Origin of the sequence: Pseudomonas sp. 51_B (genome assembly GCF_017491595.1) — a bacterium.
In the GTDB taxonomy this organism is placed as follows: domain Bacteria; phylum Pseudomonadota; class Gammaproteobacteria; order Pseudomonadales; family Pseudomonadaceae; genus Aquipseudomonas; species Aquipseudomonas promysalinigenes.
The window spans coordinates 111,188-136,718 of sequence record NZ_JAFGYW010000008.1 but is presented as its reverse complement, the minus strand read 5'-3'; the positions used below and the strand labels follow the sequence as shown (position 1 = coordinate 136,718).

The 25,531-nt window shown below is 61.7% G+C and carries 27 protein-coding genes, 1 tRNA gene and 1 pseudogene; 17 read left to right on the top strand and 12 right to left on the bottom strand.

Annotated elements, in window-relative coordinates; genetic code table 11:
• Window positions 1-428: 428 nt before the first annotated feature.
• The 5 genes from J5M56_RS12065 (at window position 429) to J5M56_RS12045 (ending at window position 4,737) form a co-directional block, all read left to right on the top strand.
• Entirely contained in the window at window positions 429-1,202 is a 774-nt protein-coding gene (locus tag J5M56_RS12065) for an ABC transporter ATP-binding protein (protein ID WP_060478303.1), read from the top strand.
• 11 nt (window positions 1,203-1,213) lie between these two features.
• Window positions 1,214-1,966 carry an ABC transporter substrate-binding protein gene (locus tag J5M56_RS12060; RefSeq protein ID WP_060478302.1) on the top strand — a complete coding sequence of 251 codons (753 nt, stop codon included), beginning with the start codon at window positions 1,214-1,216 and terminating at the stop codon, window positions 1,964-1,966.
• 54 nt (window positions 1,967-2,020) lie between these two features.
• The gene (locus tag J5M56_RS12055) at window positions 2,021-2,716 is read left to right on the top strand and encodes an ABC transporter permease (RefSeq protein ID WP_207936979.1); all 696 of its coding nucleotides are present in this window, start codon (window positions 2,021-2,023) and stop codon (window positions 2,714-2,716) included.
• Window positions 2,713-3,402 (top strand): ABC transporter permease, encoded by a 690-nt coding sequence (locus tag J5M56_RS12050; protein ID WP_060478300.1) that lies wholly within the window; start codon window positions 2,713-2,715, stop codon window positions 3,400-3,402. Before J5M56_RS12055 ends, J5M56_RS12050 begins: the two co-directional genes overlap by 4 nt.
• A 129-nt stretch (window positions 3,403-3,531) precedes the next feature.
• The gene (locus tag J5M56_RS12045) at window positions 3,532-4,737 is read left to right on the top strand and encodes a methyltransferase (RefSeq protein WP_207936977.1); all 1,206 of its coding nucleotides are present in this window, start codon (window positions 3,532-3,534) and stop codon (window positions 4,735-4,737) included.
• 241 nt (window positions 4,738-4,978) lie between these two features.
• On the opposite strand, the gene J5M56_RS12040 is transcribed toward J5M56_RS12045, so the two are convergent.
• On the bottom strand, window positions 4,979-5,260 hold the full coding sequence (locus J5M56_RS12040; RefSeq protein ID WP_207936975.1) for a DUF3077 domain-containing protein: 282 nt from the start codon (window positions 5,258-5,260) through the stop codon (window positions 4,979-4,981).
• Window positions 5,253-5,525: a hypothetical protein gene (locus J5M56_RS12035; protein ID WP_060478297.1), complete on the bottom strand. Its 273-nt coding sequence runs from the start codon at window positions 5,523-5,525 to the stop codon at window positions 5,253-5,255. Before J5M56_RS12035 ends, J5M56_RS12040 begins: the two co-directional genes overlap by 8 nt.
• A 476-nt stretch (window positions 5,526-6,001) precedes the next feature.
• Between J5M56_RS12035 and J5M56_RS12030 the strand changes: the two genes are divergently transcribed.
• The 3 genes and pseudogenes from J5M56_RS12030 to J5M56_RS26760 all read left to right on the top strand — a co-directional run.
• Window positions 6,002-6,250 carry a hypothetical protein gene (locus J5M56_RS12030; RefSeq protein ID WP_207936973.1) on the top strand — a complete coding sequence of 83 codons (249 nt, stop codon included), beginning with the start codon at window positions 6,002-6,004 and terminating at the stop codon, window positions 6,248-6,250.
• A 98-nt stretch (window positions 6,251-6,348) separates the two neighbouring features.
• Window positions 6,349-6,424: transfer RNA gene (locus J5M56_RS12025), tRNA-Thr, on the top strand.
• Between the two features lie 192 nt (window positions 6,425-6,616).
• A pseudogene (locus J5M56_RS26760) lies at window positions 6,617-6,786 on the top strand (integrase); the annotation flags it as partial.
• Window positions 6,787-6,944: 158 nt separating this feature from the next.
• Here the strand turns inward: J5M56_RS26760 and J5M56_RS12020 are convergent.
• From J5M56_RS12020 to J5M56_RS12010, 3 genes are all read right to left on the bottom strand, one after another.
• Complete coding sequence (locus J5M56_RS12020) at window positions 6,945-7,229, bottom strand: XRE family transcriptional regulator (protein WP_207936971.1); 285 nt, start codon at window positions 7,227-7,229, stop codon at window positions 6,945-6,947.
• A 134-nt stretch (window positions 7,230-7,363) separates the two neighbouring features.
• Window positions 7,364-7,690, bottom strand: a complete 327-nt coding sequence (locus tag J5M56_RS12015) for a type II toxin-antitoxin system RelE/ParE family toxin (RefSeq protein ID WP_207936970.1) — start codon at window positions 7,688-7,690, stop codon at window positions 7,364-7,366.
• A gap of 639 nt (window positions 7,691-8,329) precedes the next feature.
• A complete protein-coding gene (locus tag J5M56_RS12010) occupies window positions 8,330-10,627 on the bottom strand; it encodes a TonB-dependent siderophore receptor (protein ID WP_207936969.1) in 2,298 nt (765 codons plus the stop codon).
• 139 nt (window positions 10,628-10,766) lie between these two features.
• On the opposite strand from J5M56_RS12010, the gene J5M56_RS12005 reads away from it, so the two are divergent.
• Both J5M56_RS12005 and J5M56_RS12000 read left to right on the top strand, forming a co-directional pair.
• Window positions 10,767-11,486 (top strand): response regulator transcription factor, encoded by a 720-nt coding sequence (locus J5M56_RS12005; RefSeq protein ID WP_060478284.1) that lies wholly within the window; start codon window positions 10,767-10,769, stop codon window positions 11,484-11,486.
• Window position 11,487: 1 nt separating this feature from the next.
• A complete protein-coding gene (locus J5M56_RS12000) occupies window positions 11,488-12,870 on the top strand; it encodes an ATP-binding protein (RefSeq protein ID WP_207936968.1) in 1,383 nt (460 codons plus the stop codon).
• A gap of 150 nt (window positions 12,871-13,020) precedes the next feature.
• Here the strand turns inward: J5M56_RS12000 and J5M56_RS11995 are convergent, their stop codons facing one another.
• The 4 genes from J5M56_RS11995 to J5M56_RS11980 all read right to left on the bottom strand — a co-directional run bounded on the left by J5M56_RS11995 (window position 13,021) and on the right by J5M56_RS11980 (window position 16,425).
• On the bottom strand, window positions 13,021-14,310 hold the full coding sequence (locus J5M56_RS11995) for an OprD family porin (RefSeq protein WP_186478399.1): 1,290 nt from the start codon (window positions 14,308-14,310) through the stop codon (window positions 13,021-13,023).
• 417 nt (window positions 14,311-14,727) lie between these two features.
• Window positions 14,728-14,925 (bottom strand): hypothetical protein, encoded by a 198-nt coding sequence (locus J5M56_RS11990; protein ID WP_060478281.1) that lies wholly within the window; start codon window positions 14,923-14,925, stop codon window positions 14,728-14,730.
• 181 nt (window positions 14,926-15,106) lie between these two features.
• Entirely contained in the window at window positions 15,107-16,213 is a 1,107-nt protein-coding gene (gene aguA / locus J5M56_RS11985; protein WP_060478280.1) for an agmatine deiminase, read from the bottom strand.
• Between the two features lie 20 nt (window positions 16,214-16,233).
• Window positions 16,234-16,425 (bottom strand): hypothetical protein, encoded by a 192-nt coding sequence (locus tag J5M56_RS11980; protein ID WP_207936967.1) that lies wholly within the window; start codon window positions 16,423-16,425, stop codon window positions 16,234-16,236.
• A gap of 240 nt (window positions 16,426-16,665) precedes the next feature.
• On the opposite strand from J5M56_RS11980, the gene rfbC reads away from it, so the two are divergent.
• The 5 genes from rfbC to J5M56_RS11955 are packed head-to-tail and all read left to right on the top strand — an operon-like array spanning window position 16,666 to window position 21,777.
• Window positions 16,666-17,208 (top strand): dTDP-4-dehydrorhamnose 3,5-epimerase, encoded by a 543-nt coding sequence (rfbC, locus tag J5M56_RS11975; protein ID WP_207936966.1) that lies wholly within the window; start codon window positions 16,666-16,668, stop codon window positions 17,206-17,208.
• On the top strand, window positions 17,205-18,065 hold the full coding sequence (gene rfbD, locus J5M56_RS11970; RefSeq protein WP_207936965.1) for a dTDP-4-dehydrorhamnose reductase: 861 nt from the start codon (window positions 17,205-17,207) through the stop codon (window positions 18,063-18,065). The genes rfbC and rfbD overlap by 4 nt, the downstream gene beginning before the upstream one ends.
• 39 nt (window positions 18,066-18,104) lie before the next feature.
• Window positions 18,105-19,919: an ATP-binding protein gene (locus J5M56_RS11965; RefSeq protein WP_186478396.1), complete on the top strand. Its 1,815-nt coding sequence runs from the start codon at window positions 18,105-18,107 to the stop codon at window positions 19,917-19,919.
• Window positions 19,916-21,325 (top strand): sigma-54 dependent transcriptional regulator, encoded by a 1,410-nt coding sequence (locus tag J5M56_RS11960; RefSeq protein WP_186478395.1) that lies wholly within the window; start codon window positions 19,916-19,918, stop codon window positions 21,323-21,325. Before J5M56_RS11965 ends, J5M56_RS11960 begins: the two co-directional genes overlap by 4 nt.
• A complete protein-coding gene (locus tag J5M56_RS11955; protein WP_207936964.1) occupies window positions 21,322-21,777 on the top strand; it encodes a YiiD C-terminal domain-containing protein in 456 nt (151 codons plus the stop codon). The genes J5M56_RS11960 and J5M56_RS11955 overlap by 4 nt, the downstream gene beginning before the upstream one ends.
• Before the next feature lie 80 nt (window positions 21,778-21,857).
• Here the strand turns inward: J5M56_RS11955 and cysQ are convergent, their stop codons facing one another.
• Both cysQ and nudE read right to left on the bottom strand, forming a co-directional pair.
• Window positions 21,858-22,676: a 3'(2'),5'-bisphosphate nucleotidase CysQ gene (gene cysQ / locus J5M56_RS11950; protein ID WP_186478393.1), complete on the bottom strand. Its 819-nt coding sequence runs from the start codon at window positions 22,674-22,676 to the stop codon at window positions 21,858-21,860.
• Window positions 22,673-23,239, bottom strand: coding sequence for an ADP compounds hydrolase NudE (gene nudE / locus J5M56_RS11945; protein WP_060478273.1), 567 nt, complete (start codon window positions 23,237-23,239; stop codon window positions 22,673-22,675). The genes cysQ and nudE overlap by 4 nt, the downstream gene beginning before the upstream one ends.
• A 64-nt stretch (window positions 23,240-23,303) precedes the next feature.
• Here nudE and yrfG point away from each other — a divergent pair, with 64 nt between their 5' ends.
• Window positions 23,304-23,966, top strand: a complete 663-nt coding sequence (gene yrfG, locus J5M56_RS11940) for a GMP/IMP nucleotidase (protein WP_060478272.1) — start codon at window positions 23,304-23,306, stop codon at window positions 23,964-23,966.
• A gap of 110 nt (window positions 23,967-24,076) precedes the next feature.
• On the opposite strand, the gene lysM is transcribed toward yrfG, so the two are convergent.
• On the bottom strand, window positions 24,077-24,517 hold the full coding sequence (lysM, locus tag J5M56_RS11935; RefSeq protein WP_060478271.1) for a peptidoglycan-binding protein LysM: 441 nt from the start codon (window positions 24,515-24,517) through the stop codon (window positions 24,077-24,079).
• A 178-nt stretch (window positions 24,518-24,695) separates the two neighbouring features.
• Between lysM and fdhD the strand changes: the two genes are divergently transcribed.
• Window positions 24,696-25,526: a formate dehydrogenase accessory sulfurtransferase FdhD gene (gene fdhD, locus J5M56_RS11930; RefSeq protein ID WP_207936963.1), complete on the top strand. Its 831-nt coding sequence runs from the start codon at window positions 24,696-24,698 to the stop codon at window positions 25,524-25,526.
• Window positions 25,527-25,531 lie beyond the last annotated feature (5 nt).

Below are 25,531 nucleotides of genomic sequence, written 5' to 3'. Positions count from 1 at the left end.
GAAGGAAGCTGCAAACGATGGATTACTGAAATACCCACTTACAAACGCACCAAAGGTGCTCCTAGGTAACACCTATGCACCACTGCAAAGCACATTAGTGCAACCCCAGGTACAACCCAATACCTCAACTTCAGATGCCCCAGTCGCACCTGCCTGGCCCCGCGCCACTGAGCGACAGGGCTAAAACAGCTTCCCAGCACCGGCCAAAAATGGCACCATCGCGCCTTTTTTCATCAAGGCAATGGAGCCGGCGCGCCCCTTTGCGGACATCTGCGCGACGTTGCACTGCAACGATGCGACAAACTGCCCCGGCAAAGCCTTGAGCCCCCTGCGACCCTGTTGGCCGTCCAATGCCGCTATGCTAGCGTGGCGCTCGCCAGGAAGGCCGCCAACAGCTGGGAACGCACCCGATCACATGAGGACCGCACATGGCCCAGGCCACGCCCGCGCTGGAAATCCGCAATTTGCACAAACGCTACGGCGAGCAGGAAATTCTCAAAGGCATATCGCTGACCGCGCGCGACGGTGACGTGATCTCCATCCTGGGGTCGTCCGGCTCCGGCAAGTCCACCCTGCTGCGCTGCATCAACCTGCTGGAAAACCCCCATCAGGGCGAAATCCTGGTTGCCGGCGAGAGCCTCAAGCTCAAGGCCGCAAAGAACGGCGACCTGATCGCCGCCGACAACCGCCAGATCAACCGCCTGCGCAGCGAAATCGGCTTTGTCTTCCAGAACTTCAACCTGTGGCCGCACATGTCGATCCTCGACAACATCATCGAGGCGCCACGCCGGGTGCTTGGCCAGAGCAAGGCCGAGGCCACCGAAGCGGCCGAAGCCCTGCTGAACAAGGTTGGCATCTACGACAAGCGTCACAGCTACCCCGCCCAGCTTTCCGGTGGCCAGCAACAGCGTGCTGCCATCGCCCGTACCCTGGCCATGAGGCCCAAGGTGATCCTGTTCGACGAGCCAACCTCGGCGCTCGATCCGGAAATGGTCCAGGAAGTGCTTAACGTTATCCGCGCATTGGCCGAAGAAGGCCGTACCATGCTGCTGGTGACGCACGAGATGAACTTTGCCCGCCAGGTGTCCAGTGAAGTGGTCTTCCTGCACCAGGGCCTGGTTGAAGAGCAAGGATCGCCACAGCAGGTCTTCGAAAACCCGACCTCGGCGCGTTGCAAGCAATTCATGTCCAGCCACCGCTAACGGAGCAATACATGCACACTTACAAGAAGTTCCTCCTGGCAGCCGCTGCCACCCTGGTGATGTCGGCAAACGCCATGGCCGCGGAAAAACTGCGCATGGGTATCGAAGCCGCCTACCCACCGTTCAACAACAAGGATGCCAGCGGTAACGTCGTCGGCTTCGACAAAGACATAGGCGACGCCCTGTGCGCCAAGATGAAGGTCGAATGTTCGGTGGTGACCTCCGACTGGGACGGCATCATCCCAGCCCTGAACGCCAAGAAGTTCGACTTCCTGGTGTCGTCGCTGTCGATCACCGACGAGCGCAAGCAGGCGGTCGATTTCACCGACCCGTACTACTCCAACAAGCTGCAGTTCATCGCACCGAAGAACGTCGACTTCAAGACTGACAAGGCTTCGCTCAAGGGCAAGGTGATCGGCACCCAGCGCGCCACCCTGGCCGGCACCTACCTTGAAGACAACTACCCGGATGTAGAGGTCAAGCTCTACGACACCCAGGAAAACGCCTACCTGGACCTGGTGTCTGGCCGCATTGATGGCATCCTGGCCGACAAGTATGTGCAGTACGAGTGGCTCAAGAGCAAAGACGGCATGAACTTCGAGTTCAAGGGCGAGCCGGTGATGGACAGCGACAAGATCGGTATCGCCGTGCGCAAAGGTGACACCAAGCTGCGCGACGAGTTGAACAAAGCCCTGGCAGAAATCAAAGCCGACGGTACGTACAAGAAGATCAACGACAAGTACTTCCCGTTCAGCATCGAGTGACCCACCCTGACCGGCGCGCCCATGCGGCGCGCCAGTCCCTAGAATGACCTGCCCATGAATATCGACCTGCACGGATTCGGCCCGGCCATGATGGCTGGCACGCTGATGACCGTAAAACTGGCGCTTTGCGCTTTGCTGCTGGGGCTGGTGCTGGGCCTGCTCGGCGCCCTGGCCAAAACATCTACCGTCACGCCACTGCGGTGGCTGGGCGGCTTTTACTCCACCCTGGTACGCGGCGTGCCCGAGCTGCTATGGGTGCTGCTCATCTATTTCGGCACCGTTGGGGTGATGAACGCCCTGGGCGAAGCCCTGAACATGCCGGGCCTGGAACTGAGTTCCTTCGCCGCTGGCGTGATTGCCCTGGGGCTGTGCTTTGGCGCCTACGCCACAGAAGTGTTCCGTGGCGCGATCCTGGCCATCCCCAAGGGCCACCGTGAAGCCGGCATGGCGCTGGGCCTTTCCAAGGGCCGTATTCTGTCGCGGATCATCCTGCCACAGATGTGGCGCATCGCCCTGCCCGGCCTTGGCAACCTGTTCATGATCCTGATGAAGGACACCGCGCTGGTATCGGTGATCGGCCTGGAAGAAATCATGCGCCATGCCCAGATCGGCGTGACCGTGACCAAACAGCCATTCACCTTCTACATGGTTGCCGCCTGCATTTACCTGAGCCTGACCATCATTGCCATGACCGGCATGCACTTCATGGAAAAACGCGCCGCTCGCGGCTTTGCGAGGGCCGAACAATGAATTGGGAAGTCATCATCAAGTGGCTGCCGCGCCTGGCCCAGGGCGCGACCCTGACCCTGGAGCTGGTGGCCATCGCCGTAGTCGCCGGGTTGATTCTGGCCATCCCCCTGGGTATCGCCCGCTCCTCGCGCCACTGGTACGTACGCGCTGTGCCGTTCAGCTACATCTTCTTCTTCCGCGGCACGCCGCTGCTGGTGCAGCTGTTCTTGGTGTACTACGGCCTGGCCCAGTTCGATGCCGTGCGCGCCAGCTCGCTGTGGCCGTACCTGCGCGACCCGTTCTGGTGCACGGTGCTGACCATGACGCTGCACACCGCTGCCTACATCGCCGAGATCCTGCGCGGTGCGCTGCAGTCGATCCCCAAAGGTGAGATAGAAGCGGCGCGGGCGCTGGGCATGTCCCGGGGCAAGACGCTGTTCTACATCATGCTGCCGCGCGCTGCGCGCATCGGCCTGCCGGCCTACAGCAACGAAGTGATCCTGATGCTCAAGGCCAGTGCCCTGGCCAGCACCGTGACCCTGCTGGAGCTGACCGGCATGGCCCGTACCATCATCGCCCGGACCTACCTGCCGGTGGAGATTTTCTTCGCAGCCGGTGTGTTCTACCTGGTGATCTCGTTCGTGTTGGTGCAAGGCTTCAAGCTGCTCGAACGCTGGTTGCGCGTGGACGCCTGCCAGGGCCGCTGAGCCGTACTATCGCATTCGCGGGTGAACCCGCTCCCACAGCCAGTGCGCGAACCTTGAGCCAAGCGCACGTCTGTAGGGGCGAGCCCCCCGCGAGTAGGCCCGACAAACCCACCCTCGCCTCAACCCCCCATGCCCAGCTACCTGCACAGCCACCAGTTGCATGCCCGCTTCAAGGCCCTCGACCAGTTCCTGACCGAGCACCAGGCACTGTGGAAACCCAGGCCCTTCACCGCCCTGCGCCTGGACTGGGAGGCCAGCCATCCTGAGCTTGCCGCCTATCTGCGCGGCTGTACCTTGGCCGACGCAGAGGCCGACGTTGCCCCAGCGCAACTGCCCGCCCCGTTCCCGCAACTGGCCGCACAAGCCGAACAGCTGGCAGCCGTGGGCGAGCTCCCGGATACCGGCCTGCCCAGCGCCGGGCACCGTCTGGACGCCAATGTGCCAGGCCGCAAATGGCAGCAGATAGAAGCCTTCAGCCGCCGCGTGAGCTTTCGCGAGCAGACTCGCCATTGGCTGGACTGGTGCGCCGGCAAAGGCCACCTGGGCCGTCGCTTGCTGCAACCGGGCCAGCAGCTGACGTGCCTTGAGTACAACGCCGAACTGGTCGCAGCAGGCCAGGCGCTGAGCGATCACCATCACCTGCCTGCAAACCATGTTCACCAAGATGTCATGGCTACCGGCAGCCGCCAGCACCTGGGCCAGGACAAAAGCGTGGTCGCCCTGCATGCCTGCGGTGACCTGCACGTTCACCTGCTGCGCGAGGCCAGCCAGCAAGGCTGCCGCCACCTGGCCGTGGCCCCCTGCTGCTACAACCGCATCGGCGGCGATCGCTATCAGCCGTTATCCACAGCCGCGCAGGGTTCGGCGCTGCACCTGAGCATCACCGACCTCGGCCTGCCGCTGAGCGAGACCGTCACGGCTGGCGCCCGCGTGCGCCACCAACGCGACTGCTCCATGGCCCGCCGCCTGGGCTTCGACCTGCTGCAACGCAAACAGCGTCAGTGCGATGAATACCTGCCTACCCCATCGCTGCCGGTGGCCTGGCTGGCCAAGCCGTTCGAGCAGTACTGCCGCGAGCTGGCGGCGCTGCGAGCGGTGCCGATCAGCACCACCCCGGACTGGGCCGCGCTGGAGGCCGCAGGCTGGCAACGCCTGGCCGAGGTGCGCAACCTGGAGCGGTTGCGCAACCTGTTCCGTCGCCCGCTGGAACTGTGGCTGGTGCTGGACCGCGCGCTGTACTTGAGCGAGCAAGGCTACGATGTTCGCTTGGGGACTTTCTGCGCCTATCCACTGACCCCGCGCAACCTGCTGCTGCTGGCAGAACGTGACCAATAGCCGCAGCACAACCTGTGGATAACTCTGTGAACAAGCTTGTGATTACCTGTTGGATCACTTCGCTATTTCAAGGCTTGTGCTTATGCAGCAGCGCGGCTGGAGCCCAGCAAAAACAGGCATTTGCGCAAAGACCAGTGGTTGGGGCGAGCGGCCTGCGTTTCGCGCAAGGCGTTATTGCCTCTTGTGCATAAACCAAAATTCGATTAGGCAAAGCCCGCTGGGTTGCAGCGGGCCTGGTGGGCTACCTGAGTGCTTTTTGCTTGGCCAACTCGATGTCGTTCATTAGCGCTTTGGCCATGCCCAGCAGATAATCCGAGGCGCCCAGCAGCTTGTGGTCATCCTCCATGTCCCCTTCACGAACCAAGTGCTTGATATAGCCCAGCAGGATCGACACATGTTCGTAAGCATGATCGACCGGGATACCCGGCTGCACACGCAGTAGGTTCATTGGCGGGTTGCCCGCTTCCAGGAACGTCGCCATGCCGGCGGTTTGGATGGGTTTGGCGGTTTCGGCATCATTCATCGCGCTGCTCCCCTGCATCGCTCAAGGTCGCCAGCGCGTGCTGGAACAGTATCAAGGCCGAATCGACGGCAGAAGCGGCGTTGGCCAACGTGGTCAAGCCTGGCTCACCGGCGTGGAGGCGGCAATGTTCATCGATGGTTTCGACCACGCCGCGCATGAGTTCGATACCGTGGACGAAGGCGTCTTCGGGGGAGATATCGCTGTGGACAGAGAAATACGGGGTTTGGACAAGCGGATGGGGTGGATCGGGGACGATCTTTTTCATGCAAGCAGCTCCATGAGAGGAACCACCACATCAATTTTTCTCACGAATTAAGGTGGCGGTCGTACACGGGGTGAGAAAACCGAGGGAGCTACAAAGCTCGGCCAGACCGAAGTCTGCCCGTGTACAACCGCCATAAACTGGCTAGCCAGTAACTCCTTATCGGGTTTCTCACACCCGGTCACCAGGGTTTGGTAACCCGGAAACGTTATCCCTGGGCCACCTTCCCGCCAACAGTGAAGGCTCGACTAGCAGCGTAGGATAATTCCCAAACACCAAAATCCTGAAGCATTTGGTCTTAACTTAGGAATTTCCTCACAAATCAGCCCAGTCATTGGTGGGCAGGTTCCCCACACGGCGCGTTCCCGGTGTATGATCCGCCCCCCAAAATATTGAAAGCTAGTCGCACGCTGCCCGCCAGCCTTGCGACCATCTGGCGTTGCGCCGGATTCGACAACGGACTAACGGACTACACCATCGTGACCTACGCCAAACCCCTCGCCCTGCTGGCCCTGACCCTGGCCTTGAGCGCCTGCAGCCACAGCCCCGCCGAGCACCCCGCCAGCAGCCTGGACTGGAACACCCCCGGCATGCAGCTGGGCGGTGACTACGGCCTGCCACTGCGCACCGAAAGCCCCTGCCGCAAGCGTGGCTGCGACAACGACAAGCTGATTTTCAACCCCGGCAAGAGCGAGCCAAACGTCAATACCATCCACCGCGGCTGGTAGGAAATTTCTCCTTTTGGCTCGGTGACTTAGGTCATTTTCGCTTTATCGCAACTAAGTGGTTTACAGGCGCCAAACGATCGTTATAATGACGCCCCATTGCCGGTATAGCTCAGATGGTAGAGCAACTGACTTGTAATCAGTAGGTCCCGGGTTCGATTCCTGGTGCCGGCACCATTCAAGGTTCCATAGAAAGCTTTCAAAATCTCTGGAATCCCCGAAAAACCCGCCTTCTGGCGGGTTTTTTCGTTTTGGGGTTCCGTAGGCTACTGAGGGTAGCTAGCGCTGATAAGGGTAGTTTTAACGGTAGATGTCCCTTTCAATATCGGAGACTCCCTTTAGGGCCCCACCCTTGCCCCGCATACAGGCATCATCTGCCGCACGGCAAAGCTCAGAAAGCGCGAGTACAAGCTCTTTGACGGCAACGGCTTGTGCAACCCATCAGCCGCAAAGGCTAGCGGCTCAGGTAAGTCAAACCCGATGGCCGCGAAGGCCTGACTATCCTCGGCAGCTATCCGGTGGTCGGGCTGGGCGACGCACCCCGCACCCGTCATAGCAGACCTGCGGATCATAGTTACTCATAGGCATGTACTCTTGGCTTTGATAGCGGCGCAGTGTAGCCAATACTAGGCCCCTTCTAACGCGCAAAAATGAGAAGGGCCGGCCGACTGGCTAGCCCTTAACTATAAGCCTGTGGTTAGGCCGCTTTCTTCTTCACGGTGATATCAATCTCCAGATCGGCGCTGGCCAGCAGGTTCACCAGGGCATCCAGGGAAAACTTATCGATCTTCCCATTCAGCAGCTCACTTAAGCGAGGTTGTGTCACGTGCAGCCGGCGGGCTGCATCCTTTTGTGGGAGATCCCAAGCCTTCACGGTCTTGGTCAATACCCTCATGAGCTGGGAGCGCAGCCGAAGGTTTTCGGCTTCTTCTGGCGAATCAACCAACGCATCCCATACGGAGGTAGAGCGTTCGTTTGCCATCATTGATTCCTCAGTTACATCTTCATTCAGAGAAATGATCGAGTTGGACTCGAATAGGAAGATCCCTACACCGCCAAGTGAAGGATGTCCTCTCCCCCCACGCCTTACTCGGCGCGGGGGCGTTTGCCACACCATCAGTCCAGCGACTTGAACCGCTCTTTAGCCAGATCAATATCGCGCTTTTCCGTCTTTTCAGTGGTTTTGCGGAAAGCATGCAGTACATAAACTGCTTCCGGCCGGTTCACCACATAAAACACGCGAAAAGCCCCGTCTTTACACTTGATGCGGATTTCCCGCACCCCTTGCCCGACGTTTTCCATCGGCTTCCAATCTGATGGCTCTTCACCGTCTTGGATCAGCTCAAGCTGGTACCCAGCCCGCTGACGGGCCACCTCAGGAAAATCCCGCAAATCTTCCTTACTGCTGCCCACCCAATAGATGGGTTTCAGGACTTCGACCATTATCAAGGTTCCTTCTATCAAGGGGATTTCTTCTACGATTCATCGGCGCTTCCTCACTGTGGTGGTTTTGCTAATGCCCCCGCTGGCCTGACATCGGGCTTTTTCGGGTTTTACGGCATCAACGGGGCAAGATTATATCGATATCGATATATAGTCAAGTAAATGACAACCAATTATCCCGAAATCGATATGTGACAGAAAAAAGGTCGCCCAACGCTTTTGCAGCCGTGACCAGCGACGGGCCGCTGGGATCGGACATTGGCGGGAGTCACCGGCATGCACTTGCGTGAGCCATTTTGGCTGACCTGCCTCGACTTAGTCTTGATGTTCACAACCTAGATACCATAAACATTCAGGATGGCACTAAAGGTGGTCGCATTGCTGGCTTAGGCTAGGCTACGAAGTCTTCAGACCAAATCTTGCTATTGGTACACCTCAAAATCTCCTAAATCCCAGCCCACGCGAATTCCCCGCTTTTAAAGTAATAAAACGTCCGCCTGATGCCAGTACGCGCCGGAATCTCGGGCAAACCCGCTCCCACCAAGCCTGTGCAGGCTTTGATAGCCACGAAAAGGGCCGCAAAGCGGCCCAGGTGTTTTCGACAAAAAGCCTTACCGCCAGCTCAGGCATTCGCTTCGATCAAAACGCAGTGCTAACCGTCAGCGACATGCTGCGCGGATCCCCGTAAATCGCCCCCGCATAGAAGCCATACCGGGTGTAGTAATGCTTGTCGAACAGGTTATCGACATTGACGCTAACGGTGGTGTCGTCCGTCAGCTGGTACTTGGCCATGGCATTCCAAATCGCATAACCAGACCAATTCACATCGGTCGCCCCCCCACTCACGCCATTCACCGGCTGCCCTGCTGGGCTGGAGATGGCGCGGATGTTGGTCTGCGCCTTCACCCCGGCACCTAGGGTCAGGCGGTCCAGCGGACCAGACAGGCGGTAGGTGGTCGAGGCCTTGAACAGGTGCGAGGGGTCACTGCGCCCGTCGCTGTCCACGCGGCGGAAGTGCAGGTAGGTATAACCGGCATACAGGTTCCAGTTCGGTGTCAGGGCGCCGGCGATTTCAAGGTCGATACCGTCGGTTTCCTGGCCGGTGCCTGCCTTGTAGGCATCGCCGCCGGTTGGGGTGGTCAGGCCGTCGTCGAGCACGGCTTTGTTCTGCTGCTTGGTGCGGAAGTAAGCAGCAGACGCGTTCAGGCGGCCATCCAGCCAGGCGCCCTTGATGCCGGTTTCGTAGCTCTGACCACGGATCGGCTCGACTTTGGTGCCGCTTTCGGTTTCGGCGGTTTGTGGGTTGAAGATGTCGGTGTAGCTGGCGTACAGCGAATAGGTGTCGTTAAGGTCGTATACCGCGCCCAGGTAGGGGGTGACGATGCCGTTGTTCTGCTGGTTGCTGCGCACACCGGCAACGCTGTTGGTGGTGGCGGAGTAGTCGGTGGTACGCACGCCGACGATCACCGACAGCGGGTCGGTGATGCTCAGGCGGGTGGCGGCGTACATGCCCTGCAGGCGGGTGGTGGTCTTGGTGTGCAGGCCCGTGCGGGTGGCGATCATGTCGTAATCGCTGTCGACGCCGTTGTGCCAGTCGCTGATCGGGAAACCGTTGTTGGCGCGGAATTGGCAGCCCACCGAGGGCGCGCTGACGCGGTCGTCGCTGACCATGGTGCAGCTGTATTGCGGCGACCAGGCCACAGTTCGGCTGTCGTTGTAGCCGACCATCGCCTGGTGGGTGCGGCCAAACAGCTGGAACGGGCCGGACAGGTCGATTTGTGCAGACTGCTGGGTGGTGTCGCTGGAGCTGTGCAGGCCGTTGAGCACCGCGCCGCTGCCATCCTGGTTCCAATAACCGCCGTAGCGGCCACGGCCGGCCGAGTTGACCTTGGCGAGGCCGCGGTGGTTGAGCACGTCAGAGGTGCTTTGCGCGACTTTCAGGTCCAGGCTCCAGTCGTTGTCGAAGCGGTGTTCCAACGAGCCGAAGGCGGTGCGGGTGGTGTACTCGCCGAAGCTCCAGCTGGGTACCAGGTTGGTGCTGCGTGGCAGGTCGGTCTTGCTGCCGTCGCCGTACCAGATGGGGATGTTCGCACCCCAGCCGCCACCGACCACCTTGTTGTATTCGTACTGAAAACCGGCGCCCAGGGTGGTGGCGTCGTCGATGTCGAAGGCGAAGCTGGCAAGGGCGGCGCGGGAGCGTTCTGACTGGTTGTCGCGGAACGAGTTGGCATCACCCTGGGTCATTACGAAGCGCGAGCGCAGGCGGCCGTCTTCGGACAGCGGCAGGTTCAGGTCGGCGCCCAGGCGGCGTTTGTCCCAACTGCCGTAGGTGGCGTAGGCGCTGCCACCAAAGGTTTTGGTCGGGGCCTTGCGGATCAGGTTGACGGTGGCCGAGGGGTCGCCGGTGCCACCGAGCAGGCCGTTGGCGCCACGCACGATGTCGATACGTTCGTACAGGTCCATGTTCAGGGCATTGCCGCCGCCGTTGAAGTCCGAACCACCCTGGAACTGCAAACCATCGACCTTCCAGTTGCTGATGGAATAGCCACGTGCGCGGAAGTCGGTACGCCCGCCGACTTCGGACTTGCTGGTACTGACCCCTGGCGTGGTGTCCAGCGCTTGCTCGATGGAGTGCACATCGCGGTCGTCCATCTGCTGGCGGGTAATGGTGGTGACCGACTGCGGCGTCTGCCGGGGGGTGAGCTTCAGGCCTGTTGAGCTGCGCGTGCTCTCGACGGTGTAGCCGAGCTGGCCGGTGTCATCTGCGGGTACGAGCGCGCTGTCCTCGATCTGGGTGGCATCGAGCACCAGTGGCTGGCTTTCGGCAGCCAAGGCGCTGCCACTGATGGCAACGGCAACGAAGAAGGCAAGCGGGTGCAGGCGGCTGCCGCCCCGGACAACAGAGGTGAAGTCGTTCATGGCACTATTAGGTTTCATTTGGGAAGGCTTCGTATTCGCAGATGATTTTTTGTTACGATTCTAGGCATCAGCCCTCTGGGCTCCATGCCCGACTTGTACGGGGATGTAATGGAACGTAACGAGCGCTGCTAGCCCTCCTCCACCAGGTGTATTACCGATGAGCACAACCTTGCTGGTTGTCGACGATGACGACGAAATCCGCGAACTTCTTTGCGATTACCTAAGCGACGCCGGCTACACCGTGTTGGCGGCGGCCGATGGTGATGGCATGCGCCAGCAACTGGCCGCGAGCAAGGTCGACTTGGTGGTGCTCGACCTGATGCTGCCTGGCGAGGATGGCTTGAGCCTGTGCCGCCAGTTGCAAGCGATGCCGGGCCTGGCGGTGATCATGCTGTCCGCCAAGGGCAGCACGCTGGACCGCATCATCGGCCTGGAGGTGGGTGCCGATGACTATCTGGCCAAGCCGTTCGAGCCGCGTGAACTGATTGCCCGTATCAAAGCGGTGCTGCGCCGGCCGCAGCGGCTGGAGGGTGCTGAAGAGGCACCGGCGTGCGACGCCGAGCACTTCGCAGGCTTTAGCCTGGACCACGTCAAGCGCCTGCTGACTCGCCCCGACGGCGCCACCCTGACCTTGCCTCGCTCCGACCACAGGGTGCTGCGGGAGCTGCTCGAGGCCAACAATCGAGTGGTGTCGCGCGACCAATTGACCCGTCGTGCCTTTGGCCGCGACCACCACCCTGACGATCGCTCTGTGGATATGTGCATCAGCCGCCTGCGCCAGCAATTGCGCCACGCGCCGGCCGGCGATATTCAGATACTGACCATCCGTAACGAGGGCTACCTGCTGAGTGTCGCCGACGCCCAGGCCGGCAACTGATATGCGCTGGCTCCGCCGCCTGTGGCCGCGCACGTTGTTTGGTCAACTGTTGCTGATCATGGTCAGCGGCACGCTGGTGGTGCAGCTGATGTCGAGCAGCATCTGGTTCGATGTGCGTTTCGCCCAGGTGCTCGAGGCTCCGATCCGGCTCATGGCCGCGCGCAGCGCCCCCTTGATTGCCAAGGCCGGCTGCCATGCCCAGGGCATACAGGCACCGGCTCACTATCGGGTGCGATGTGCCGACGCCGTGCCAGCGACGGGGGTAGATGAGCGCCGCGGGCGCAGGCGCGCCGAGCTGCTGCTGCAACAGGCACTCGAATACGAGCTGGGGCATGCCCAGCAGGTGCGCTTGCTGCGCGTGCAACTGACCGATCAGCAGGGCCATCCGATTGTCTGGCGTAGCCTGTTCGGCCTGCGCACCGCCCAGGCGCACATTCAGTTCGCCGTTGCGTTGCCAGACGGCCATTGGCTGAGCATCGACGGGCAGGAGCTACAGGGCTGGAGCGGTGAGTCGGCCTGGGTGTTGATCAGCGACTATTTGCTGCGGGTGTATGCCCTGCGCATCGTCGCCGTGCTGGTGGTCTGCCTGATCGCCGTGCGCTTGTGCCTGCGCCCACTGCGGCGCTTGGCCGATGCGGCGCGGGGGTTGGGCAGCAATCTGGAGCAGCCCGCCCTGGCCCTGGACGGCCCAGAAGAAGTGCGCCAGGCCGCGCAAGCATTCAACGCCATGCAGCAGCGGTTGATTGCCATGGTCAACGACAAGGCCTACTTCCTGGCAGCCGTTTCCCACGACCTGCGCACCCCACTGACGCGCATGCGCCTGCGTCTGGAGCGGCTGCCGGACGACGAGCAGCGCGAACGCCTGCGGCAGAACATCACCCAGATGGACGACATGATCGGCCAGGTGCTCGATTACCTGCGCACAGGTGAGCAGCAGAACCTGCAACTGGTCGACCTGGATCGCTTGGTCGCGCGGCTTTGCGCCGACCTTGCCAGCGCGGCGGAGCCTTTGCCGGTGCATGGCCAGGGCGGCAGCCTGCGGGCTGATGCATTGCTGCTGCAGCGTTGCCTGCAGAACCTGGTGGTCAACGCGCTGCGGTATGCCAAGGAGGTTTCGCTAAACCTGCAGGCCACTGCTGGCGGTGTGTACATCCATATCGACGACCGCGGGCCAGGCATCGCGCCAGGCTTGCTCAACACCGTCACCGATCCTTTCGTGCGCGGCGAGGGCTCACGTAACCACGGGTCCGGCGGTTACGGTCTGGGGCTGAGCATCGCCCAGCGCATCGCCAGCAGCCATGGCGGGGAGCTGCTGCTGCACAATCGTGAAGGTGGTGGGTTGCGGGTCAGCGTGTTCTTGCCCACTGCAAGCCGCGAGGCTTAACGGGTTGGCGTGGCGGTTGCGGCGGCGCGCTAGCTGGAAGCTTCAAGCGAGCAAAAAAAATCCGACACCAGATGACTGGTATCGGATTTTTCAAACCCTTGCCTACGCGCCGATGCTCAGGTGGCGAGCATCAAGCGCTTGCGCTCAGTATCAGAAGATGCTGATTGGGTATTCGACGAATACGCGCACTTCGTTGCCGTCGTCGTTGTAACCGTTCTGTTGGACGGCGGTGTTGGTACGCAGCCAGGAACCACGCAGCTTGACCGACAGGTCCTTGGCCGGGCCGTCCTGTACGACGTAACGCAGCTGGTTGAAGATTTCGCGCTCTTTACCTTCGCCGTAGCCGTGGGTGTTGATGTTGTCACCCGCCACATAGGCGATTTTGTAGGTCAGGCCCGGCATGCCGAAGGCGCCGAAGTCCAGGCCATAGGCCAACTGCCAGGAGCGCTCGTCTTCGGCGTTGAAGTCCGACCAGTAGGAGTTGGCCAGGTAGATGGTCGAGCCGCCGTCACCCACGCCACCACGGTCCTGGTACCAGCCGTAGTTGTAGCCGGTGCTGCCGGTGCTGCGCTGGTGCGCCAGGGTCACCGAGTGCGGGCCGAAGGCGTAGGTAGCAGCCAGGCTCCAGATGGTGTTGTCGTCACCGGCAAGCTGAGCTTTCTGCACGTACTTGCTGTTGATGTCCGACTTGTAGCCGTTGAAGTCCAGGGTCAGGGACTGGTCTGCCGAAATCGGGTAGACGTAGTTCATGCCCAGGTAGTGCTTCTTCATCACGTCTTCGATGTTCGACGTGTAAGCAGAGGCGGTGAAGTTTTCAGTGAACTTGTAGCTGCCACCGAACACATCGATCGTCTTCAGGTGGCCGCTGTCACGGCCTTCAGCGCTCTTGCGCGCCTCTTGGGTGAAATGACCGGCATTGAGCTCCAGGCCTTCGATTTCCTTGGAGGTGATGAAAGTACCGGTGTAGCTCTCTGGCAGCAGGCGGCTGTCGTCGTACTGCAGCACTGGCAGCTCGGGCATCATGTCACCGTACTTGAGCACGGTGTTGGAGACGCGGAACTTGATGGCAGCACCACCACGGGCCAGGTTGTGCGGCGAGTTGGTAGGGGCGGTATCGCTAGGCTTGAAGAAGTCGATACCAGCGCCGCCATTGCGGCCTTTGCCGCCATCCAGGCGCAGTGCGTACAGGCCAAAGGCATCGACGCCCACGCCTACAGTGCCTTGGGTGAAGCCGGAGGAGAATTTGCCGATGAACGCCTGGCCCCATTCGCTCTGGTCGCGGTTGCCATGCTTCTTGTCGCGGTTGATGTAAGCGTTGCGCAGCAGCACGTTGGCGTGGCTGTCTTCGAGGAAGCCGTTGCTCTGGGCCTGGTCATTGGCCTGGGCCTGGGTCGCGGCGATCATCGCCAGGGCGAGCAGGCTGATCCTGGTTTTCAACATGTTGTTTTCCTTGTTTCTTAATCAAAAACGCTTTGCACCATTACGCCTGGAACCAACGCCCCTTCGTAGGTTCGACGCTATGCGGATCCGAACTGAAAAGCCCGCCAACGGTGTGTGTGGCGGGCCTCTCGCAGCAGCATGACCATGGGTGGCCAGCAAGCGTTGGCCGAATCCTAGCGGTGTGCGATTACAAATGTCAAAAACTCGTGAAATGCAGGCTGATATGACCAAGAACCACGCTGGCCGCAGGGCATTTCAATGCATCCCTGGCTATAGGAAGGACAATTTACCTTGCAAAGAAAGGTTACGAGGCTGCGTTGAAAACCCTGTTCAAGCCCAAGAAAAGCCTGCGCACCCACAAATAAAAACGCCACCGCATAGGCGGTGGCGTTTTGCCTTGGGCGGGCTGATGACCCGTCAGGGCCAGACCCCCAGCAGTGCATCCAGCTCTGCATCGCTGATCAGGCCTTGTGGGTAGCGGCCGTCAAGCAGACGTCGTGGGTCGGTCGTCCTGACCCGTTTGCCTCCATGCTGTTTCAACCAATGCGCCATGACCTTCAGCGATTGATGGTTGATTGCCAGTGGGCGCAAAGCCGTCTCACTTGCTGCATTCATGTTCGCACGTACTCCCTTGGCCCGTGAGCGGCTAATTTACGTCTTGATTGTTACAGTACCGAGAGCCCGGTCTGCCGGGTAACTCTCTGAAAACAATACAAAACCTATGCCATCCCCCGCTCCGGGTATCGGCGCGAACAAAAAAGCCCGTCTTGCGACGGGCTTCTTCATAACGCGCCGATCAGCGCTTGAACGGTGCAGGCTGCTGCTGAGTCAGGCAGTGGATGTTGCCACCGCCAAGCAGCAGCTCGCGGCCGGGGATCATCACCACTTCGTGGCTGGGGAAGACTTTGGCCAGAATCGCTCTGGCCTGCGCATCTGCCGGGTCGTCGAAGCTCGGGGCGATGATGCCGCCGTTGACGATCAGGAAGTTGACGTAGGAGCCGGCAAGGCGCACGGATGGGTCACGCTCTTGGCTACCGGCCACATGATCGACGCCGGCGCATTCTGCTTCAGTAGCGAACAGCGGGCCGGGAATCGGCATTTTGTGCACCACGAACTCACGCCCTTTGGCATCGCGGGTGTTTTTCAGCACTTCGTAAGCGGCGTGGCAGCGTGCGTAATTGGGGTCGTTGGAATCATCGGTCCAGGCCAGTAACACTTCACCAGGGCTTACGTAACAGCAGAAGTTATCGACGTGGCCGTCGGTTTCGTCGTTGTACAGGCCCTCGGGCAACCAAACGATGGTATCGACCGCTAGGTGCTCGCGCAGGGTTTGCTCGATCTGCTCGCGGCTCAGGTGCGGGTTGCGGTTGCGGTTGAGCAGGCACTCTTCGGTGGTGATCAGCGTCCCTTCGCCGTCGACGTGGATAGAACCGCCTTCAAGCACGAAGCCTTCGGTGTGGTAGCGCTGGCAGCGCTCCATTTCCAGTACCTTGGCCGCCAGCTCTTCATCGCGGTTCCACGGTGCATACAGGCCGCCGTCGAAGCCGCCCCAGGCGTTGAAGCCCCAATCAACCCCACGCACTTCACCGTGCTCGTTGATGACGAAGGTTGGCCCCGTGTCACGCACCCAGGCATCGTCGTTGCTGATTTCCACCACACGGATGTTCGGCAGGTCGAGTTGGCGACGGGCGTTTTCGTACTGGCCGGCAGAAACGGCCACGGTCACAGGTTCAAAGCGGGCGATGGCCTTTGCCAACGTGACGTGGGCAGCCTGCGCAGGCTTGCCGCCCAGGCGCCAGTTGTCCGGGCGCTCCGGCCATACCATCCAGACTTGGCTTTGCGGCGCCCATTCGGCGGGCATGTGGAAGCCATCGGCACGGGGAGTGGAGTTGAGGGTTTTCATGGTTAACCTCTGCAAAGGCGCTAGCCGATGGTCAATGGATAGCAGGAAAGTGTGACATCAGCGACGGCCTGGCTGCGACCCTCGCGGCTGGCTATTTTATAACCGATATATATCGGCTTTGAAAGCACAAATACGGCCATATCTGAATTTTCAATTCCATATTTGTCGATATGAATCGAAATAAGGCGACCTACGGTCAGGCCGAATTCCACCTTCTATATAATTCCTTGGCGCAGGGTGCCCGCGCGTGCCAAAACCCTTCAAGATGAAAGCTATTTCATGATGGCCCTTGAGATACCTGGGGTATGGCCGATACCTAGGTGCGAAGATGAAATTAACGAAGGGCGCATGCTGGCGCACGGCCAGCCGATCTAGGCTCAGTTTGCCAAGGCGGCGGACACCAAGCGGACCTTCCAAGGTCGGACCCTCAGCACACTGACCGAAGAATTGCCATGAACATCATAGCGACCGAAATACCCGACGTAGTCATCATTGAACCGAAGGTCTTCGGCGACAGCCGTGGCTTTTTCTTCGAAAGCTTCAATGCTCGCGAATTCAAGAAGCAGACCGGCTTCGATGGCCACTTCGTCCAAGACAACCACTCCCGCTCCCAACGCGGCGTGCTGCGGGGCATGCATTATCAAATCGATAACCCGCAAGGCAAACTGGTGCGCGTGGTGCAAGGCGAAGTGCTGGACGTAGCCGTAGACATCCGCCGCAGTTCGCCCACCTTCGGCCGCTGGGTTGCACGGCGCCTGAATGCCACCGACCATTTGCAGTTCTGGATTCCGCCGGGGTTCGCCCACGGCTTTCTGGTGCTGAGTGAGTCAGCGGATTTCCTGTACAAGACCACCGACTACTACAACCCCGCCGCCGAGCGCTCGATCCGCTGGGATGACCCTGACCTGGGCATCGACTGGGGGGTCGCGAACCCGACCCTGTCCGCCAAGGACCAAGCTGCCGTACTGTTGAAGGACGCCGACCTGTTCCCATGAAAATTCTCGTCTGTGGCCACAACGGCCAGGTTGCTCAGGCACTGCAGGCCCAGTTGCGTGGCTTGGGAGACGTGCAGGTGCTTGGCCGCGAGCACCTGGACATGGCCTGCCCCGAGGCACTGCGCGAGCCGCTGCGGCGGCTGGCCCCGCAGTTGATCGTCAATGCGGCTGCCTATACGGCGGTCGATCAAGCCGAAAGCGAACCGGGCCAGGCCTTCGCGATCAACGCGCAAAGCCCCCAGGTGTTGGCCGAAGAGGCACAGCGCCTGGGTGCGCCGCTGATTCACTACTCCACCGATTACGTGTTCGATGGTGACAACCCCCTGCCCTACACCGAGGCAGACCGCCCCAACCCGCTGGGTGTCTATGGCCGCAGCAAACTGGCCGGGGAGCAAGCCATTACCGCAGCAGCGGGCGAGCACCTGATACTGCGCACCAGCTGGGTCTACTCGCTGTATGGGCGCAATTTTCTGTTGACCATGCAACGGCTGCTGCAGGAAAAACCGCAACTGCGGGTGGTCGATGACCAGATCGGCGCCCCCACCTGGGCCACCTCCATTGCCATCGCCACCCGTGAATTGATCCAGCGCTGGCAAAGTGGCCAGCACGGGGCCTGGGGCACTTATCACCTGGCTGCCCAAGGCGAAACCTCGTGGTACGGCTTCGCCCAGGCCATCGGCGAACAGCTCAAGGCACGCGGCCTGCCCTGCGCCGAACTGCTGCCTATACCTGCCAGCGAGTACCCGACCCCGGCGCGACGCCCGGCCAACTCCCGCCTGGACTGTTCGCGCCTGGCCCGCGAGTGGGATGTGCGCCTGCCGCACTGGCAGCAAGCGCTGATCGACTGCCTCAACTAGCGCATAATTGCGCCAGACCCTCTCTGGCGCCTTTACGCGATGATTGCAAAACCCACGCCCCCTCGCCGTCCCCGCTGGCGCAGCCTGGCCCTGCTAGCCCTGTGCCTGACACCGCTGCTGTGGCCGCTGCACCACCTGGCTGAGCGCTACTACCAGGATCAACTGGCTTCGCAGAACCGCCAGACCCTCGACCTGTACGTCGCCAACTTGCTGGGCACCCTGCACCGCTACGAAACCCTGCCGCAAATCCTCGGCGACCTGCCCGCCCTGCGCGGTGTGCTGGCCGACCCGTTCCGCCTGGAAGCGGTCACCAACGCCAATCGCCTGCTCAAGGACATCGTTCAACAAACCGGCGCCGAAGTGATTTACCTGATGGATGTCAGCGGCAATACCCTGGCCGCCTCCAACTGGGACAAGCAGGACCGCTTCGTCGGGCGTAATTTCTCATTCCGGCCGTATTTCAACGAGGCCATGGCCGGCCGCTTGGGGCGCTTCTTCGGCCAGGGCACCACCTCAGCAAAGCGCGGTTATTTCTTCGCCGCCGCCGTGCGCGATGGGGAACGCATCGTTGGGGTGCTGGTGGTGAAGGTCGACCTGGACCACACCGAAACCTTATGGGGCCGCACCCCTGAGCAATTGCTGGTCACCGATCACAATGGCGTGGTCATCCTCACGTCGCGCCCAGACTGGCGTTTCCGCGCCACTCGCCCGCTCAGCGAAGCCGAGCGGCAAGCGATCATCGCTATCCAGCCCTACCCAACCCAGGCCCCACAACCGCTGGTGCTGAACCAGGACGCCTGGCTCACCCAGACCCGCGACATCAAAGAAACCGGCTGGCAGGTGAGCATCCTCGCGCCGCGCATGCTGGTCGATCGCTCGGTGCAAACGGTGATGGCCATTGGCGCCGGCGCCCTGCTGGTGCTGATGCTGTTGGCTGGGCTGGTGATGCAGCGACGCAGGCATTACATCGACCGCATCGACTTCGAGGCGCGGGGCAGGCAAGAGCTTGAAACCCGTGTGGCCGAGCGTACCGCGGCCCTCGAAGGCCTCAATACCCGGCTCAAAAGCGCCGTACTGGAGCGTGAAAATGCCCAACAGGAGCTGGTGCGCGCCCAGGACGAACTGGTCCAGGCTGGCAAGCTGTCGGTGCTGGGCACCATGTCGGCAAGCATCAGCCACGAGCTCAACCAACCGCTGGCAGCCATTCGCAGCTACGCGGAAAACGCCGAAATTCTGCTCGACCACCAGCGCACCGAAGATGCCCGCGGCAACCTCAAGCTGATTGGCGAACTGACCGGGCGCATGGCCTCGATCATTGCCCATCTGCGCGCTTTCGCCCGTCGCGACCGTCACGCGCCGGAAAGCGTCGCCTTGCAGCCGGCGCTGGATGACGCCCTGGCATTGCTGGCCAAACGCCGCCGGGCAATGGCGGTGGAGCTGATCCGCGACCTGCCCGAGGCCACCTTGTGGGTTCAAGCAGGTGAAACCCGGCTGCGTCAGGTGCTCGGCAACCTGCTGGCCAACGCCCTCGACGCCTTGACCGAAAAGGCCAACCCCCGGCGCCTGTGGCTCAGTGCCGAACAACGCGACGACTACGTCTACCTGTACATTCGTGACAACGGGCCAGGTTTCAGCCGCCAGGCCCTAGAGCACGCCAAGGAGCCGTTCTTCACCACCAAGACCCGCACCCAGGGCCTAGGCCTTGGCTTGGCCATCTGCGAAAGCCTGATGCGCGCACTGGGCGGTGAACTGCTGCTGGCCAACCACCCCGAAGGTGGCGCCCTGCTCACCCTGCAACTGCGCGTGGCTGCCCCCGGCGCTACCTTGCCCACTTCGGAGGACCCTTCGGCATGACGACCGAGCCGTACATCGACAGCCAGGCGCAGGTGATCCTGGTCGATGATGACCCGCACCTGCGCCAGGCCCTGAGCCAGACCCTGGACCTGGCCGGCCTGAAGGTGATCGCCCTGGCCGATGCCCAGGGCCTGGCCGAGCGTATAGAACCGGATTGGCCCGGCGTGGTGGTCAGCGATATCCGCATGCCTGGCATCGACGGCCTGCAACTGCTGGAGCAATTGCACAGCCGCGACAGTGAACTGCCGGTGCTGCTGATCACCGGCCACGGCGATGTGCCGCTGGCCGTGCAGGCCATGCGTGCGGGGGCCTACGACTTTCTGGAAAAACCCTTCGCCAGCGATGCCATGCTCGACAGTGTGCGCCGCGCCCTGGCGTTACGCCGGCTGGTGCTGGATAACCGCAGCCTGCGCCTGGCGCTGAGCGACCGCCAGCAACTGGCTACCCGGCTGGTTGGCCATTCACCGTCGATGCAGCGCCTGCGCGAACAGATCGGCGCTCTGGCAGGCACCCGTGCCGATGTCTTGATTCTGGGTGAAACCGGTGCCGGTAAAGAGGTGGTTGCCCGTGCGCTGCACGACCTGTCCAGCCGCCGCGATGGGCCATTCGTGGCCATCAATGCCGGCGCCCTGGCCGAGTCGGTGGTGGAAAGCGAGTTGTTCGGCCACGAGCCAGGGGCCTTTACCGGCGCTCAGAAGCGGCGTATTGGCAAATTCGAGTTCGCCAACGGCGGTACCCTGTTCCTCGACGAAATCGAGAGCATGAGCCTGGATGTGCAGGTGAAACTGCTGCGTTTGCTGCAGGAGCGGGTGGTCGAACGCCTGGGCGGCAACCAGCTCATCCCGCTGGATATCCGTGTGGTCGCGGCCACCAAGGAAGATTTGCGCACCAGCGCCGACCAAGGCCGCTTCCGCGCCGACCTGTACTACCGCCTGAACGTGGCGCCGCTGCGTATTCCGCCGCTGCGCGAGCGTGGCGATGACATCCTGGTGCTGTTCCAGCACTACACCGACGCTGCCAGCGCGCGCCACGGCCTGCCAGCACACGAGCTGCAACCGGCCCAGCGGGCCATGTTGCTGCGCCACGGCTGGCCGGGCAACGTTCGCGAATTGCAAAACGCCGCCGAGCGCTTTGCGCTGGGCCTGGAGCTGGCTCTGGATGGCCAGGCAGCAGCGCCTGCGGCCAGCGCCACGCCAATACTGCTGGGCAACCTCAGCGAACAGGTCGAGCAGTTCGAACGCTCCTTGATCGCCGCCGAACTGGCCCAGCGCCATAGCTCCATGCGCAGCCTGGCCGAAGCGCTCGGCATCCCGCGCAAAACCCTGCATGACAAGCTGCGTAAGCACGGCCTGCATTTCGAAGGCGGCAGCAGCGCCAGCGACGACCACGAGGAACACCGCCCATGAGTGCCGATAGCCAATACCTGCAGTCCGTGCTGCACGATGATATTCCGCTGACCCGTGACATGGGGTTGGAAGTCATCGATTGGCAAGCCCACACCTTGCGCCTGCAGCTGCCGCTGGCGGCCAACGTCAACCACAAAAGCACCATGTTCGGCGGCAGCCTGTACTGTGCTGCGGTGCTGGCCGGGTGGGGCTGGCTGCACCTGCGCCTGCGTGAGCTGGGCATCGACGATGGGCATATCGTCATCCAGGAGGGGCAGATCAGCTATCCGCTGCCGGTGACTGGCGCAGCAGTGGCGCGCTGTACAGCACCAGAGGAGAAGGCCTGGGAGCGATTTGTGACGATGTACCAGCGCCGTGGCCGGGCACGGCTGACGCTGCACACGACGGTCAGCAATGCAGGCGATGATGAACCGGCAGTCACTTTCAGCGGGCAGTACGTCCTGCACCGCTGAAGAGGACGGCCGGCAGGGTCGCGGTGATCGTGTCCGCCTTGTCTACCTGTGCCAGCCTATTCGCGCGGGAGCCAGGACCGTCAGATCAGGCTCAGCAATGCTTGCCGCCAGCTTGCCTGAGCAGGCAAGGCCAGGAAGAACGGATTGAGCAGCGACTCGCGCGGCGGGTAACGGAAAGGCTGGCCATCCACTTCGATCACCTCGCCACCTGCGCCCTCCAACACCCCCTGCGCTGCCGCCGTGTCCCATTGCGAGGTCGGCGCCAGGCGCGGGTAGCAATCGGCGCTGCCTTCAGCCAATAGGCAGAATTTCAGCGAACTGCCGATGTTCGCCAGTTCCAGTTCGCCCACCGCGGCGCTCAGCCCTGCCAGCAACGCCTCTTGTTGTGGGCTGGAATGGCGACGGCTGGCCACCACGGTAAAGCGGCCGTCGGCAGGCGGCCCGTTGCGTACCTGAACAGCCACGGCTTCACAAGCCCCGTCACGGCGCCAGGCACCTAGCGCACGGCCACCGAAATAGCAGCGGCCATTGGTGGGCATCGCTACCACGCCAAACACCACCTCGCCATTTTCGATCAATGCGATGTTGACGGTGAACTCCTCGCTACCGGCGATGAACTCTTTGGTGCCATCGAGTGGGTCCACCAGCCACCAGCGGCTCCAGCCCTGGCGCTCGGCCAGCGGGATGTCGCAGTCCTCTTCGGAAAGCACCGGAATATGCGGCGCCAAGCGCAGCAAACCATCGGCGATCACCTGGTGTGCCGCCAGGTCGGCGGCCGTCACCGGCGAATCGTCGGCCTTGTTGACCACCGCGACGTCGGCGCGCCAGAACGGCAGGATGGCCTGCCCGGCCAGTTGAGCGAGTTTGACTACTTCGTGCATCAGCTGTTGATCGTTCATGCCTCCAGCAGCCCCCGCTGAATCAACAGGTCGCGGGCCAGGTAAAGCGCTGCCAGCGCGCGCCCTTCGGTGAACTGCGGGTGCATGGCCAGGGCCGACAGCTCACGCAGGTTGACCTTGTCGACCCGCATCGGCTCCGGCTCGTCCCCTTCCAAACGTTCTTCGTACAGATCGGTTGCCAGCACCACCTGGATTTTCTGGCTCATGTAGCCAGGGGAGAGGGACAGCTCGGTCAGGTGTTCCAGTTGGCGGGCGCCGAAGCCGGCTTCTTCCTTGAGTTCCCGATCGGCGGCGGCCAGCACGTCCTCACCCGGCTCGATCAGGCCTTTGGGCAAAGACAATTCGTACTCATCGGTGCCACCGCAGTATTCCTCCACCAACACCGCGTGCTCGGCGTCGAGCATGGCCACTATCATCACAGCCCCATAACCGTTGCCACGGCCCACCAGGCGCTCATAGGTGCGCTCGGTGCCGTTGCTAAAGCGCAGTTGCACGGCTTCGACCCGGAACAGGCGGCTGCTGGCGACGATCTCGCGGCTGAGGACGGTGGGTTTCTGGCGCATGGGGCAGCTCCTTGGCGTGAACGGGTTACTATACCGTGGCTTGCCGACTGATCGAGAATTTCCCATGCCTGTTCTTCCCTGGTCCGCCATCGATACCGTCCTGCTGGACATGGACGGCACCCTGCTCGACCTGCACTACGACAACCGCTTCTGGCTCGACCACCTGCCCCAGCGCTATGCCGAGCTGCATGGGGTCAGCCGGGCCATGGCAGAAATGGAGCTGCAGCCGCTGTTCGAGCGTAATGCCGGCACGCTCAATTGGTACTGCCTGGACTTCTGGAGCCGGGAGCTGAACCTGCCCATTCGCGAGCTAAAACGCGAAATCGCTGACCTGATCGCCCTGCGGCCCGATGCCGATACCTTCCTGGCAGCCATCGGCAAGGCTGGCAAGCGCGTGATAATGATCACCAATGCCCACCGCGATTCGCTGTCGCTGAAACTGGAGCGAGTGGAGCTGGCAGCGTACTTCGAGCGGCTGATCAGCTCCCACGATTACGGCTTCCCCAAAGAGAATGCGCAGTTCTGGGATGCACTGCAGGCCGATATTGGCTTTGACCCGCAGCGCAGTCTGTTCATCGATGACACCCTGAGCGTACTGCGCAGCGCGCGGCAGTACGGCGTAGGCCATTTGCTGGCCGTGCGCCAGCCGGATAGCCAGGCGCAGCCGCGCGATACCGAGGAGTTCGCAGCGGTCGAAGATTACCGGGATTTACTGGCAGGCCTGTGAAACCTATTCGCGGGTAAACCCGTGCCTACCGGCTGGCGATCACCTCAAAGGATGCGCCGAACTGGTAAAAGCAGGTTTACCCGCGAACAGCCCGAACCGGGCTGCACGGTTTAGTCAGGGATACGTAGCACCTGGCCTGGGTAGATCTTGTTCACATCCTTGAGCATCGGCTTGTTGGCGTCGAAGATTTTCTGGTACTTGTTCGCATCGCCATATACCCGCTTGGAGATCGCGCTGAGGGTATCGCCCTTCTCGACGGTGACGAAGCGTGCCGCCTGAGCCACTGGCCCGGTGACGGTGATCTGATCGTCCACGCTGGCGACACCTTCGATGTTGCCGGCGGCGAGAATGATCTTCTCTTTTTCCTCCTGGCTCGCGACCTCGCCCTTGAGGATGACTTTGTCACCCTCCACGGTGGCCGTGATGTTCGGGTTGCCCAGGCCGACACTTTCCACGTGTTTCTTCAACTGCTCTTCGGCATTGGCGTTGCCGGGGGTCAGCAGATCGATCAACTTCTCGCCGGCTTCCTTCACGAAACTGAACAGGCTCATGACGCGCTCCTTGTTGACGTAAACCTTGAAGCCACGAGTCTAGGCCAGGATTGCACCTTGCGCCCTACTGCGACCAATCGACGCGCTCTATCAAGGCATAGACCCTAGCGATTAGACGCAGCCGGCCCACGCGCCTAGGCTTGGTGCTATCGAAAAACCGCCGGTAGTCAGCCTCCCGATGCAAAGCAAACCTCCGGTCTGCGCGGCCTCTACACCTTTGGCCCTGCCCGCCGCCAGCAATAGCTACGACTACGTCCAGCTCAGCGATGGCGAGCGCGCCTGCACGCCCCTGGCCGAAGAAGTCGCCTTGGCCATTGCCTACAACGGGCTGAACCAGGCGGTCATGCTGGTCAGCCCTACCGATCTGGAGGACTTCGCAGTCGGGTTCAGCGTTGGCAGCGGGATCGTCGAGGGCACCGCGGAAATCTACGACCTCAAGTTGTCTGGAAGTGGCTCTGCGATGTACGCAGACCTTGAGATTTCCAGCCGTGCGTTCTGGAACCTGAAGAACCAGCGCCGCCAGCTAGCCGGCACCAGCGGCTGCGGGCTGTGTGGTGTCGAGGCCCTGGAGCAGGCGCTGCCGGAGCTCAGCGCATTGCCTGGGGCCGCGTTGCCGCCAGCGCAATGGCTGGCGGGCCTGCGCCAGCGCATCGATGCGTTCACCCCCCTGGGCCAGCACTGCGGCGCCGTACACGCCGCCTTGTTCATGAACGCCCAGGGCGAATTGCTGATGGGCCGCGAAGACATCGGCCGGCACAACGCCCTGGACAAGCTGATTGGCGCCCTGTTGCGCCAAGGCATCAGCACCGAAGGGGGCCTTGCCATCGTCACCAGCCGCTGCAGCCTGGAGCTGATCCAGAAAGTACTGCGCGCCGGTATCCAGACTTTGGTCAGCCTCTCGGCGCCCACCGGCCTTGCCCTGCAATGGGCGCGCAAGCACAACCTCAACCTCATTCATTTGCCCAAACACAGTGCACCGCGGGTCTATAGCCCTGCGGCGGAGTCGTAACAGCC